Genomic DNA, 13,450 nt, shown 5'->3' on the forward strand with positions numbered 1-13,450 from the left:
TTACTTCACCAATAAATGTTGACGGTCGAGTACGTTAGTAATGTGGCGGAACCAGTGATCGGAAATCTTGGCCTTGTCTTCATTCCAACCAATGTAACCACGGCTCTCGAAGTAGCGCAGAATCCCGGTTATTTCCGCAATGCTTAACTGAGTGCACTCAGACAGTACTTCAGGAGACGCAATTTCCAGTTGCACGATAGAGCGCAACACAGCCAACATAGGTTTCGGCATGTTTTCCAGCTCTTGTGCTTCAGGTACATGGAACAATCTCACGACTGCTTGATCCGTCTCTTTGTTTCGATTAAGAGACAAACGGAAGAAACGCAGGGCAACAGTAGGGTTACCGTCTGAGTAGTGCCACAAGATACGATAGAAACCTTGGCGTGCGCGCTCTTCCTCTGACATCTCATCTTGGTCCCACTGTTTAGGAACGACCAAACCATCGAATGACAGAGGCTTTTCTAGTTGTGTGTTGATACGGCTTGTTAGCAGTTCACCGACTTGCTTCTCTGTCCAACGAGGAAGGAAGCACACCAAATCAAACAACAGACGCTCACCACGCGCTCTGTCTACAAAGCGCCAACTCGATTTCGCAATCGACATCACAATGCGGTGGTTCTTTTTAGAACGTCGCAATAAGTTAGTTAAGCGAATCAAATCAGACAGACCGCCAACCATAGGTTTAACAAGACGCTGTGCATTATCAATCGCGATTAAGTAGGTTGTTTCACTCTTACGTAGGTGCGCCAAGATTTGAATCTCAGTCGCTTCCTCTTCTAAACCAATACTTACCGCCAAGTGACAAAGCAGCTCTTGGTAACCCGCATAAGGGCAACTTACGTAGATAGGCTCAGCGTTCGATACCTTGTGCAATAGGGTGTAAAGCAAAGTCGTTGAACCAACGCCACGCTCGCCCGAAAGAATACAAATCGCAGGGCTGTCAGACATCAAGTAGCGAGAAAGCTGTTTGACCTCATCGCCCGCGTAGTCAATCAGTTCACTGTCTATTGAACCCGGTAGAATGTATTCAAAGGTTTGGTCACCCTTTATTCTCACTAGATTCTGTTGATTTTTATCCAAATCCGACTGTTTAGCCACTTCAATTCTAAACAGGTAAGCCAGCGCCTGACTAAACAGAGTAAAGCCGGACAACAGCGCCATAATGCGATGTTGGAAGCTGTAGACCATCAACCAAAACGCACCAATCGCTGTTGCGACAATATTAAGCACAAAGGTATTCTGACGGTTAACCGCCCAGTTCACCCATACTGGTCTGTCAGTGATGTGTTCGAGTGCTTCAAAGACTTTTGCTCTCCATAGCCTTAGAACAGAAATGGTCACCAAAACGAACCAGAAGAACAGGGCACTGTAGATCCAGCTGTAAATCGTGCCTTTACCTAATGTTCTGATAGAGACCTGCATGATCACACCAGCGACAATGAAGCTCCATACATAGCGACGGATACTCGATAGTCGAAGCGCTCTCACTTCGTTGTTTGAGGTACGGCTAATGCGATACGCAAACTCAAGAATGAAGCTGATCGCAATTGAGCCACCAAGAATCCACCATGTGAAAATCTCTAGGAAGATTAGGTGCTGCAGGCTTGGCAAGCTCGACAGAATACGCAAAGAAATCGTAATTGCGATTAACCAAGCGATCGCTCTGTGTGCGCGGCTCACATACCAGATCAAACGAACCCAAAACGGTGGGCTTTGTTTGGTTTCTAGGAAGTTGATTCTAAACAGTTCGATTAAACGAGTGCCGTTTGAAAGCCACCACACCAAACCAAAGTAGATAAACAAGACTTTCAGAGACGCCCAAATCACCGGAACCGGTGAAATGAAGATGTCTTTGATCAACGCCTTGAAGCTACGAGTCTGGAAATAGACAAGGTACTCAACGTTCAGCTGAGTCAATTGCCACTCTTGCTTAAACTGAGTCACACCATAAGGGCCGAAACCAGTAAGGCGTTCTTTGTTGGCCGTTGTAGTTTGCTCAAGCAGATATTGCTTGCTGACGTTCAGGCTGTTTAGCGTGATGTAACTCGACTCAACCTCAAACCATTGCTCGGCATCGTTCTTCTCACGATACGTTTTTAGCTGCTGATCGAACGTCGCAATCTGTTGCTTTTGGATACGCAACACTTGAGACAACAGGATGTTTACCTTGCGTTTGTCTGCCGTATTCATAAACAGAGGGTCGGGGAGTTCATCAATCCGGTTAGCCAGATCTTGGGCCGCTTCAGACACCTGAGGTTGGGATTGTAAGTCGTAGTCTAAGTTAGCAAGACTCGGCCAAGAAACGATGGCTAAAGTGAATAATAAGAAGCGCATGAATGAACGCATAAAAGTCTCTTAAAATTATGAGGTTAGGATTACTATAGTTAGTTAATTTCACTTTGTGAAATCGAACCCATTTTTAGGGGCGAGTACTTTATCCCTGATTCTTAGGTCTTTGTCATGAAATTGTCAGAGGTTAGGCTAATATTGGAGCATCAGATGATGTTGTAAATAGCTTTGTATTAAGTAGGTTTGGTTGTAACGGTTTATTGTGCGATATATTTAATTATTTACACAGTATATGTCTTTATATAAACCGGATTTTGCTCAGCCATTCGCGACTTTCGATCTATTGAATATGGGCGTTTTATTGCGCTTAAAATAGAAATCAAAAATGTGAGTCAGCTCAAACTATGATTTGGCTAGGTTATCACTCACTTAATAGCGGGTAAATGCAATCAATACTTGCAGTTAAAGCCCTGAACAAGTAACGTTGCGACGTTTTTCACATTAAGAAGGTAATGGCATTGATCTCCACAGCAAATATCACCCAACAATTCGGCGCTAAGCCACTTTTCGAAAATATTTCAGTTAAGTTCGGCGAAGGCAACCGCTACGGTTTAATCGGCGCGAATGGCTGTGGTAAATCGACGTTCATGAAGATCCTATCTGGTGAACTAGAGCCGACTTCTGGCAACGTAAGCTACGATCCAAACGAGCGCGTTGCTAAGCTAAACCAAGACCAATTTGCTTACGAAGAATTCACGGTAATCGACACGGTTATCATGGGTCACAAAGAGCTTTGGGCAATTAAGCAAGAGCGTGACCGCATTTACTCTTTGCCAGAAATGAGCGAAGAAGACGGCATGAAAGTAGCCGACCTTGAAGTTCAGTTCGCTGAAATGGACGGTTACATGGCAGAAGCGAAAGCGGGTGAGCTTCTTCTTGCTGTAGGTATTGAAGAATCTATGCACTTCGGTCTAATGAGCGAAGTAGCACCAGGTTGGAAACTTCGTGTTCTATTGTCTCAAGTACTGTTTGCAGACCCGCATATCATGCTTCTTGACGAACCAACGAACAACCTGGATATGGACACCATCAAGTGGTTGGAAGATACGCTAAACCAACGTAACTGCACAATGATCATCATTTCGCACGACCGTCACTTCCTAAACTCTGTTTGTACACACATGGCTGACCTTGATTACGGCGAACTTCGTCTATTCCCAGGTAACTACGATGAGTACATGACGGCTGCAACACAAGCTCGTGAACGTCTACTGTCTGACAACGCTAAGAAGAAAGCACAAATTGCTGAACTTCAAACATTCGTTTCTCGTTTCTCTGCTAACGCATCTAAAGCGAAGCAAGCAACGTCTCGTGCTAAGCAAATCGATAAGATCCAACTAGACGAAGTTAAAGCGTCTAGCCGTCAAAACCCATTCATCCGTTTCGAACAGTCTAAAGAGCTATTCCGTAACGCACTTGTGGTTGAAAACCTATCTCAAGGTTTTGAAGAAGACCTATACAACAAGTTCGACGGTATCTTCGAAGTAGGTGAGCGTGTTGCTATCATCGGTGAAAACGGTGTAGGTAAAACAACACTACTTAACACACTAGCTGGCGCTCTAGAGCCGCGCACTGGTGAGTACAAGTGGTCTGAAAACTCAAACATCGGTTACTACGCTCAAGATCACACACACGATTTCGAGACTGACATGAACTTGTTTGATTGGATGAGCCAATGGCGCCAAGAAGGCGAAGATGAGCAAGTTGTTCGTGGCTTCCTAGGTCGTATGCTGTTTGGCCAAGACGACATCAAGAAGTCTGTAAAGGTTATCTCTGGTGGTGAGCAAGGTCGTATGCTTCTTGGTAAGATCATGATGCACAAGCCAAACATCCTTCTTATGGATGAACCAACGAACCACATGGATATGGAATCTATCGAAGCGCTTAACTTGGCTCTTGAGAACTACAAAGGCACATTGTTCTTCGTATCTCACGACCGTGTATTCGTAGACTCTCTAGCAACTCGTATCCTTGAGATCCGTGACGGCAAGATCAACGACTTCCGCGGTACTTACGCTGAATTCCTAAAAGCACGTGGCTAATATCTAGCAGACATGTCTTTTTAGGCTAGAGCTGCTTGTCTATTGATAACCGCAGTTACGATTACTAAAACGCCCTTATAGTGAAAGCTATAAGGGCGTTTTTTATTTCCGCGGTTTGTTGCCTAAACTGGTTATGTCCTACAAGCAAGGCGAGAAAGCATTAGTACTTAAACTGAGCCACAATCTTTTCTAATTTCACACTCACGTTTGACACCTGTTCACTGCAACGCACTGACCCTGACACCACAGTATGTGTATCACTCGCGAGGTGAGCGATGTCGGTGATGTTACGATCAATCTCAACAGATACCATGGATTGCTCTTCAGACGCAGTCGCTATCTGGCTGTTCAAGTCGAACATCTCCCCAACCTGAAAGTGTATTCCTTCAATCGCGTTAACCACATCTTTAGTTTGGTGTTTCACCAACTCGGTTTGTTCTAAGCTTGATGACATTTTAGCGACAGTCTTGGTGATTCCAGAGGTTAAACCGTGAATGGTCGATTCTATTTGATGGGTTGAATCGTTGGTCATCAACGAAAGCTCCCTCACTTCAGAAGCAACGACTGCAAAGCCGCGTCCATGGTCGCCAGCGCGTGCCGCTTCAATCGCGGCGTTAAGTGCTAGTAGGTTGGTTTGTTCCGCAATCCCTTGAATGGTGGTGACGACCTGATTGATTTCACGACTCTGTTCTTCAAGCTGAACAATCAAGTTTTGTGACTCTGCAATGTTCTCTACCAAAACATTAATGCTGTCGTTGGTTGATTGTGTTTCTTGCAGCGCTTGATGTGCGTTGTCTTTGATCTTCTCGGCATTAGTTGCTGCATTTTCTATGTTCGCAGTGACCTCATTACTGGTCATCACCAACTCATTAACTGCCGTCGCTACTGATTCAGATTGTTGTTTCTGTTTCTCTGCGTTGCTCATGCTTTTGATGGCTGCTTCCTCAGAGCTACACGAACTATCGGTCAACACTTTCATCACACTCGACAGCTCTTTGATATTGCCATGCAGTTTATTGATGAAGGTATCAAACGAATGTGCAAGTTGCGCTAATTCATCGGTGCCTTTTGCGTTCATTCGAACCGTTAAATCACCATCGCCATTCGCAATCGACTCCATCATCACGTTGATTGCTTTTATACGTGCAAGTATGTTTCGACCAATGAACACCAATAACAAAGAGAGTAGAGCGACGATAGCCGCGCCGAAAAGGTGGAGTGTGTTTTTGGTGTGGGTACTCGCCGAAGTAATGGCTTGGCTTATTTCTGTCTGAACGGCTTCAATCGCTTGCTCCGTTTCATGTACGTTGCTGCGCAGCGCGCCTCTTAGGCCAAGCTCGGCAGATAAGCCTAGGTTGGTATTGGCAGTTAGGAGCGTTTCAACGGCAGCTTTGTAGTCTGCAAACGCTTGTTCTGTCGCAATAGAGGCTTGAGCGTAAGGTTCAAAATCTTTGAGCGCATTTTCTAAAGCTCGGTTGGTTTGGTCATTAGTATGAGCAAGGTAATGAAAGTCTTTTTCAATCAGTTCCAACAACGCGAGTTCTAGTGACAAACTGGATTCATGCTCAATTACCGATTTTAAATCTGTTCTTTTACTATCTAACACGGCAACAAAACCCAGTGGGGTGGTTGTGCGTTCTATGTCATTCACTTGTTCGACTATCTGATGAAACTGCTTTTGATACTGATAGAGAGTGTCTGAAATCCGAGTCATTTGATCGGATAGGTGAAGTTCATGCGAGGTGAGGATTTGGTTCAAGGTGACCAGCCTTTGGTTTAACGTGTTGGCCGTTTTATCAAAACGTTCTGCGTATTTTTGGTCGTTGCGAGCTAAGAAGTCTTTTTCGTGTCGCCTCAACATTAAGAGATCAACCGAGCTCCTGAGATTTTCATTCGCAGCCCGTTCTAATGACTCGAGCTTGTCCAAACTCATCTGCTCATAGATGGCATAGATGAACACAGAAATGAATAGGGTGAGGTTGATTAGAATGAACTTACTGCGAATAGAAAGAGACAGCGAACGACGCTGAGGTTCCGATGGATTATTCATGGTTAATTCCCTTTAAGCCGGTGACGTTGATATTCATCTTTGTTTTGTAATTAATAAATTCATTAAAATGATGAATATGTAACTAATAGCTTATAAGGGTGGTAAAGCAAGACTGGTCAACCAGAAAGTTACTTGGTTTCTTAACTGTGCAGATTAAGTAATTCTGGACATTTTCAGTTCTTAATATAATGAACTCTGAACGTGATTATGAGAAAAGCCTCCACTCATAACGTTGAGTGAAGGCTTGTAGCGATTGATCGTTTGTCGTTCATTTAACAGCATGAAAACCATCACGCTATACCCATGAACAGACTCTCTCAATGACGAACATAAGTGAGTAACTAACGCTCATCTACCTCATCAAGAAAATCGGTATGTTCTAACCAAAGCGCATTGATGATGCCGAATGCGCATGCCAGTAAAATTCCTAGTACCCAACATAAATACCACATAGGTTATCCTCTTATCTGCCCTGAATTAATACAGAGATGAACTGTTATCGTGAATGTACTTGGTGTCTAGTCGACCGAACATCTTGTAGTAACACCAGATTGTGTAGCCCAAGATAATAGGGACTACGATGACTGCGACGACAGAGATAATGCTCAGTGTTAATTGACTCGATGTTCCGTCCCACAGCGTTAAACTATGAGAAGGCATCAAGCTAGACGGCATGATCATCGGGAACAGCGCAACGCCAGCCGTCAATATGATGCTTGCTATTGATAAGCTCGAAGATGCGAAAGCGAGACCTGCGCGGTTAATTCGAGTCATCACTGCACAGCTCAACATACCGATGATACCTAGAGCTGGGATGCTCCAAAGTAGCGGGTAGGTTTGGTAGTTATGCAGTAGTAAACCATCAAACTTAACGACGTGTTTGAACAACGGATTCGAAACAGCGTCAGTAACGATCGGGCTAGTGATTAAATAACCCGGGAGGGTGTATGCGTATAAGCCACCAACAGCGAACAACCCTGCAGTCACTAATGCCATACATGTAATGATTCGCTGTGCTCGGTGTTTTAAGTCACCCGTGGTCTTCATTTGTAAAAATGCCGCACCTTGTGTCACACACATCGATAGGCTCACCAGTCCGCAAAGCAATGGGAAAGGCGTTAATAGATCCCAAAATCCACCTTGGTACGACATCATGAGTAACTCGTTAAACTCAAATGGTACGCCTACCAACAAATTACCGAAGCCCACACCAAAGATAACCGGAGGAACAACGCCACTAATGATCAATGCAAGATCACACGCCTTTTTCCACTGAGGATTATCAATTTTTGCGCGGTAGTCCATGCCAAGCGGTCTCAACCACAAAGTGGCTAGCACTAATATCATCGCAAGGTAGAACCCAGAGAACGCAGCCGCATAGACAGCAGGCCATATAGCGAAGAGCGCACCACCAGCCGTAACGAGCCATACTTGGTTTCCATCCCAGTGCGGCGCAATCGAATTGATCATAATGCGTCGTTCTACTTCAGATTTCCCTAAAACAGGAAGTAGCGCTGCAACCCCCATGTCGAAGCCATCGGTAATAATAAAACCGATCAACAACACGCCAATAATTGCCCATGTAAACAGGCGAAGATTTTCGTAATCAAACATCTGAATTCCTTAGTGAAGATCAATAGATTTATCTAGTTGATTCGTAGTGTTGTTTTCAACCGAAGTGGTTAGGGCTGTGTGAGTTCGCTCATGGTGATAGCGTCCAGTTTTAAGCGCACTTGGCCCCATCTTGGCAAACTTGAGCATCAAGAACATTTCGACGATTAAGAAGAATGTATAAAGCACATAAACCAGACCGATAGAGATCCACAGGCTTGAAACCGGAAGGTTGGAAGCTGCCATGTTTACCGGGAGGATTTCACCGATTGCCCAGGGTTGACGGCCGTATTCCGCAACAAACCAACCAGCTTCGATAGCGATCCATGGTAGTGGGATAGCACACACGGTTGCCTTCAATAACCAACGGCTAGTGCCGATCTTACGACGACAAATTTGAACGAATGAGAGACCAATGATTGCGAATATCAGTACGCCACACACCACCATAATACGGAAGCTCCAAAACAGTGGGGCTACGTTTGGTATGGTGTCTTTAGCGGCTTGCTTGATCTGTTGCTCTGTAGCATCAACCACGTTATCGCTGTATTTCTTAACGAGTAGGCCATAACCTAAGTCATGCTTAACTGCATCAAAATCATCGATGTTCTGTTGCGATTTATCACCAGAGCGAAGCTTGTTTAACAGCCCGTAAGCTAAGATCCCGTTTCGTACACGTTCTTCATTTTTGTTGAGTAAATCGTGAATGCCGATCACTGGTGTATCTAGAGACCGCGTCGCGATAATACCCATGACATAAGGGATCTTAATCGCGTAGTCTGTCTCCATCGTTTCTTGGTTTGGGAAACCAAACAGAGTGAAAGAAGCAGGGGCTTCTTCGGTGTGCCATTCCGCTTCAATCGCGGCTAATTTTACTTGTTGAACATCACCCAACTCATAACCAGATTCATCACCAAGCATTATCGTGGATACAATGGCTGCCATACCAAAAGCACTCGCCACTGCAAACGAACGACGAGCGAACGGTAAGTCACGTCCTTTCAACATGTAATAAGCACTGATGCCCATCACAAATAATGCACCAGTGGTGTAGCCAGCTGCGACGGTATGAACGAACTTCACTTGAGTCACAGGGTTAAAGATAACGTCGATGAAGTTCGTCATCTCCATGCGCATGGTTTCGAAGTTAAACTCTGCGCCAACGGGGTTTTGCATCCAGCCATTGGCCATCAAGATCCACAATCCCGAGAAGTTAGAGCCTAACGCCGTCAGCCATGTAACCGATAAATGCTGACGCTTCGAGAGCTTGTCCCAACCGAAGAAGAACATCCCGACTAAGGTAGATTCCAAGAAAAACGCAATTAAGGCTTCAATGGCGAGTGGCGCGCCAAAGATATCGCCAACATAATGCGAGTAATATGCCCAGTTAGTACCAAACTGGAACTCCATGGTTAAACCTGTCGCAACACCGATAGCAAAGTTAATCCCGAATAACTTGCCCCAGAATTTAGTCATGTCCTTGTAGATGGTTTTATTGGTCATCACATACAGTGATTCCATCACTGCGAGTAGGAAAGAAAGTCCTATGGTTAGTGGAACGAATATAAAGTGGTAAAGCGCGGTACTTGCGAATTGAAACCGCGACAGATCAACGACATCTGTAAGCATAAAAACTCCTTCCCGCCACGAGTGTGACGGGTAAGATAATGGAAAAGAAAATGATAATTAGAGAGAACTAATTAAGGGTTTTGCATGTAGCTGTGTGAAGAGAAGCTATTACCAACGAAGGGCTTTGTTTTGTTTCTTAGAGAACTGTTTACGTAACCAGTAATCTGCACTCACGTAACGACCACCACCGTAAACAAGCAGTACTAACAGCATCACGAAGTAGGTACCTGCGAACTCCATACCGTTGTTCAGCATTACCGGGTCGCCAAGCTCAGTGATGTAGTTGTAACGACCAGGGAAGTTAACAGAAAGCCATTCAATGAAGCCGTTAAGTCGAATAGTTGCTTCCATACCGCCAGTCGCAATCGCATCCCAACCGTGTTTCCAGTGAACCATTGCACTCGCTACGCTCATCATGAAAATCATTGGAATCGAGATAAAGCGAGTAAACAGACCTAACGCGATACATATACAACCTAACACTTCGGTCGCTGCCGCAAGGAATGCCAGTAACTCAGGGAAGGGAAGGTTAAGACCACCGTCCGCGGCCGAGGCACCAAACCATGCTACGGTTCCCGAGAAACCCAGCACTTTAGAGCGTGCTCCGACATAAATCACCGGAATTAAATAGAGACGCACGGAAAGCAGTACTAAGTAATCGTATTGTTTGCATTTTTCGACAATAGCGTCGTACCAGCTGAGGGCTGACTTAATCATAATTTTTCTCCTAAAGAGTGAACGCCAATCAGTTCAATGTCACTGAAGTGTTCGACCCAATTAATAAATTCAAATCTCGCCAATTGCTGAGCAATTATTTGTTTTATATCGGCTAAAGATTGATTTGTGTGTTGCTGGATCATTTGGATAATCGCAACATCTATTTCTCTTAGTTTTATCGTGTTGACACGCTGGTCAGAGTCGCGATAAATCGCGTAATAAACAGGGTGTCGCCTTTGTGTTAGAAAAGTCAGTGACTCACCATGAACAAGGAAAGGCACCTGCACGAGCTTCATCGTGGTATTGACCGAAAGTCCGATTCGGTAGTGCTGTTCGCTTATTTCTAAGGCTTGCTCTGCCGATGTCGGTAGCACTTCATTTGTTGAATCAATCTCAACGCAGAAGGCGCACCATTCGTACTCCAACACTGCCAATTGATCGTCTGTAAGTTGATGCGTGGCAGCCAAACTAGATATATACATTGGCTGAGTGCGACGCTGAACAAAGCTGACAAACTCAGTTGCTATATGATGAAACTCGGGCTCTGAGGCGTAATGCACGACAACAAACTCATCCACCAATATCAGCAGTTGGTCTTGATCGACTTGCTGACAAAACAACGGGAAGGTGTTGTTCAATACAGCAAATACGTTATCTCTAATGAATTCGCTGTATCGACACACGGTATTGTCTTCAAGTGGCGAACGTATCAATGCGGCCAAAGCTTGTGTTTGCCTTACCATTGAGCTTGGTGGGTTATGCATATAACAACTCCTGCTCAACAGGGCGATGAGTTACACCCGCATCCAAGATCTGACCATGCACATCTCGTAACTCTTCTGTCAGCACCACCAAAGGCGGCACGTTGTTGTCTCGTTCGAGTAACAAGGGTTTGCTGCCATGAAGATCAAAGGCATAACGCGCCAACTCGATAACCGCTTGCTGTACTTCCATACCGTGAGTATCAAGTAGCGACTTATCACTCTCTACTAAATGACCAGCAATGTGGTAATAGCGAATCGCATCACTCGGCAACGCCTTGAGCATTTCAGCAGCCTCAAAGTGGTGGTTGTGACTGTTCACGTAGAGATTGTTGATATCGACCAACAACTCACAACCGCTACGTTTCGCTATCTCTGCAATGAAATCACCTTCAGGCATCTCATCTCCGTAATTGTGGTAGTAGGAGATGTTCTCCATCACTAACGGGCGCTGGATGATGTCCTGAACTTGCTTGATTCTGTCGGCCAAGTAGCCGATATTTTCCGCTCGACGTGGCACGGGTAACAGTTCATACAAATACCCTTGGTTGTCTCGAGAGAAGCTCAAATGCTCGCTGTATACCTGAATATTCAGTTCATCGAGAAACTGACCAACCTGACGTACAAACTTTGTGTTTAGGGGTTGGCAGTCACCGATGGATAAGCTTAAACCGTGTGCGATCAAAGGGTATTGCTTCGCTATATCCTGTAGTTGTTCGCACTTTAGTCCGCCTAAACTCATCCAGTTCTCTGGTGCTAATTCCAGAAAATCGATATCAGGGTGCTTTGGGGAACGAGCGAGCAGTTCTATGTGCTCACTGCGCAGTCCAATGCCTTTGTCTGTATTCTGAATGGTTCGCACTTTATGGTTTAACTCTCTACTTGCAAGGGCTCGGTTATTTGATGCTAGAGCCTTAGTTTTTAACGCTTTAGTTTCATGCGTTTCTACTGGCCACATACTCCACCTGTTACCTTACTGTTCGCCAATATGATGCGTTCTTTACTCGGTGAAATACCTTCTGCCGTTAAGCCACACTTACCATCTCTAGCTCGAACCAGTCGGTCTTGTGGGTCGCTAGTAAGCTCAGCTTTTTCAAAACGTTTTTCGGTACCACACTTACCAGCTGCACATTTACCACCGTGACCAGATGATGCTTTGGCCTCAACGGGCGCTTCTGGTGGCGTATCAGCAAATGCCATCGCTGAATGAAGGCTAATTGCAGAAGTAATGGCAATTGAAAGGGCAATTTTATTGTTCATGTTATTTCTCCTTTACGGCAGACATAGGGAAGCTTGCGAGGTCGCGGCCAGACATAACTGGGCCATCGTAGTATTCGCGCACTATTTTCACTGATTCGGATTTAAGCTTGAGCCCTAGACCCATCCAGTGGTTAAGTACCAACATTTTTGGGTTGATCTCCTTGGCAATTTCACCAATTACAGAAGGCTTAGCGTGCATGAAAGTAGAGACACCATCGGCTTGTTCATGAATCGCCATTGGCAACATCAAGATGTCGGCACCACGAGCGAAGCCTAAGAAAGCAGGGTTGCTACCGTTTTGGTCGGCTGAAATTACCATCACGCCTTCTTCACTTTCGATTCGGTAAGCGAGACAAGGCACATCACCATGAGGAATACCCAGAGCAGTGATCTTTAAACCATCTTTTTCATAAACGACGGTTGGTACTGTAGATTTGTAGTCAACATCGGTAAGGTTGACCGGGAAGAGGCCATCTGTTCCATCGTATAAGCCTGCAAGGTAAGCGTATGCGCCGTGGTCAGGGTCAAAATTCGCAGCGAAGTAACCGTTTAGGCTTGGGAACGCTGAACCAGCGGCCGGGCCTGAAATCTCCAATGCCTTTTCACGTTCAAAGAAGTAGCCACCTTTAAGAAGCGCAGGCACATCATTCACATGGTCGGTATGGAAGTGAGTGATACCCATGAAGTCGAGGTCTTCGAGCTTCGCGCCTGCTTGACCAAAACGGAGATAAACACCGCCGCCAGCATCGATCATGATGCGTGACTTTCCTTTCCACCAAATGATCTCTCCAGATGATGCACGTAAGTCATCCGAGATAGGACCACCTGAACCGAGTATCTGAAGTGTGAAATCTGTATCAACAGGCTTTACTTCGATGGCATAACTGTTTGCTGCTAACGTCAATCCGAGCGCTAACGCGATTGCTTTTAATGGCTGTTTCATATTGTTATCCAATTCTTTGTTTCTTATTTGTTTTCTTTGATGTGAGCATTCAAAGAAGTGAAACTCTCGCCAAGCAGCACGTTGAGTG

11 protein-coding genes are annotated in these 13,450 nt (G+C 45.1%); 1 reads left to right on the plus strand and 10 read right to left on the minus strand.

Features of this window, described 5'->3' with window-relative positions:
* Positions 1-2,346, minus strand: a complete 2,346-nt coding sequence (locus ITG10_RS17095) for an AAA family ATPase (RefSeq protein WP_017630673.1) — start codon at positions 2,344-2,346, stop codon at positions 1-3.
* Between the two features lie 461 nt (positions 2,347-2,807).
* On the opposite strand from ITG10_RS17095, the gene ITG10_RS17100 reads away from it, so the two are divergent.
* Positions 2,808-4,391, plus strand: coding sequence for an ABC-F family ATPase (locus ITG10_RS17100; RefSeq protein WP_026084225.1), 1,584 nt, complete (start codon positions 2,808-2,810; stop codon positions 4,389-4,391).
* Positions 4,392-4,551: 160 nt separating this feature from the next.
* Here the strand turns inward: ITG10_RS17100 and ITG10_RS17105 are convergent, their stop codons facing one another.
* From ITG10_RS17105 to ITG10_RS17145, 9 genes are all read right to left on the minus strand, one after another.
* On the minus strand, positions 4,552-6,441 hold the full coding sequence (locus ITG10_RS17105; protein ID WP_017630671.1) for a methyl-accepting chemotaxis protein: 1,890 nt from the start codon (positions 6,439-6,441) through the stop codon (positions 4,552-4,554).
* A gap of 341 nt (positions 6,442-6,782) precedes the next feature.
* Complete coding sequence (gene cydX / locus ITG10_RS17110) at positions 6,783-6,893, minus strand: cytochrome bd-I oxidase subunit CydX (protein WP_128644359.1); 111 nt, start codon at positions 6,891-6,893, stop codon at positions 6,783-6,785.
* A 25-nt stretch (positions 6,894-6,918) separates the two neighbouring features.
* Positions 6,919-8,055 carry a cytochrome d ubiquinol oxidase subunit II gene (gene cydB / locus ITG10_RS17115; protein WP_017630670.1) on the minus strand — a complete coding sequence of 379 codons (1,137 nt, stop codon included), beginning with the start codon at positions 8,053-8,055 and terminating at the stop codon, positions 6,919-6,921.
* Between the two features lie 9 nt (positions 8,056-8,064).
* Positions 8,065-9,681: a cytochrome ubiquinol oxidase subunit I gene (locus ITG10_RS17120; protein WP_017630669.1), complete on the minus strand. Its 1,617-nt coding sequence runs from the start codon at positions 9,679-9,681 to the stop codon at positions 8,065-8,067.
* Positions 9,682-9,789: 108 nt separating this feature from the next.
* Positions 9,790-10,398 (minus strand): DoxX family protein, encoded by a 609-nt coding sequence (locus ITG10_RS17125; RefSeq protein ID WP_017630668.1) that lies wholly within the window; start codon positions 10,396-10,398, stop codon positions 9,790-9,792.
* Positions 10,395-11,162: a DUF2063 domain-containing protein gene (locus tag ITG10_RS17130; protein WP_017630667.1), complete on the minus strand. Its 768-nt coding sequence runs from the start codon at positions 11,160-11,162 to the stop codon at positions 10,395-10,397. Before ITG10_RS17130 ends, ITG10_RS17125 begins: the two co-directional genes overlap by 4 nt.
* Complete coding sequence (locus tag ITG10_RS17135; protein ID WP_026084224.1) at positions 11,155-12,021, minus strand: DUF692 domain-containing protein; 867 nt, start codon at positions 12,019-12,021, stop codon at positions 11,155-11,157. Before ITG10_RS17135 ends, ITG10_RS17130 begins: the two co-directional genes overlap by 8 nt.
* 83 nt (positions 12,022-12,104) lie before the next feature.
* Positions 12,105-12,419 (minus strand): hypothetical protein, encoded by a 315-nt coding sequence (locus ITG10_RS17140; protein WP_017630665.1) that lies wholly within the window; start codon positions 12,417-12,419, stop codon positions 12,105-12,107.
* Position 12,420: 1 nt separating this feature from the next.
* A complete protein-coding gene (locus ITG10_RS17145; protein ID WP_017630664.1) occupies positions 12,421-13,362 on the minus strand; it encodes an MBL fold metallo-hydrolase in 942 nt (313 codons plus the stop codon).
* Positions 13,363-13,450: the final 88 nt, after the last annotated feature.

It is taken from the genome of Vibrio sp. ED004 (assembly GCF_023206395.1).
In the GTDB taxonomy this organism is placed as follows: Bacteria; Pseudomonadota; Gammaproteobacteria; order Enterobacterales; family Vibrionaceae; genus Vibrio.

Coding starts and splice junctions, on each gene's coding strand:
- ITG10_RS17095 (WP_017630673.1), bottom strand. CDS start 2,346: ATGCGTTCATTCATGCGCTTCTTATTATTCACTTTAGCCATCGTTTCT.
- ITG10_RS17105 (WP_017630671.1), bottom strand. CDS start 6,441: ATGAATAATCCATCGGAACCTCAGCGTCGTTCGCTGTCTCTTTCTATT.
- cydX (WP_128644359.1), bottom strand. CDS start 6,893: ATGTGGTATTTATGTTGGGTACTAGGAATTTTACTGGCATGCGCATTC.
- cydB (WP_017630670.1), bottom strand. CDS start 8,055: ATGTTTGATTACGAAAATCTTCGCCTGTTTACATGGGCAATTATTGGC.
- ITG10_RS17120 (WP_017630669.1), bottom strand. CDS start 9,681: ATGCTTACAGATGTCGTTGATCTGTCGCGGTTTCAATTCGCAAGTACC.
- ITG10_RS17125 (WP_017630668.1), bottom strand. CDS start 10,398: ATGATTAAGTCAGCCCTCAGCTGGTACGACGCTATTGTCGAAAAATGC.
- ITG10_RS17130 (WP_017630667.1), bottom strand. CDS start 11,162: ATGCATAACCCACCAAGCTCAATGGTAAGGCAAACACAAGCTTTGGCC.
- ITG10_RS17140 (WP_017630665.1), bottom strand. CDS start 12,419: ATGAACAATAAAATTGCCCTTTCAATTGCCATTACTTCTGCAATTAGC.
- ITG10_RS17145 (WP_017630664.1), bottom strand. CDS start 13,362: ATGAAACAGCCATTAAAAGCAATCGCGTTAGCGCTCGGATTGACGTTA.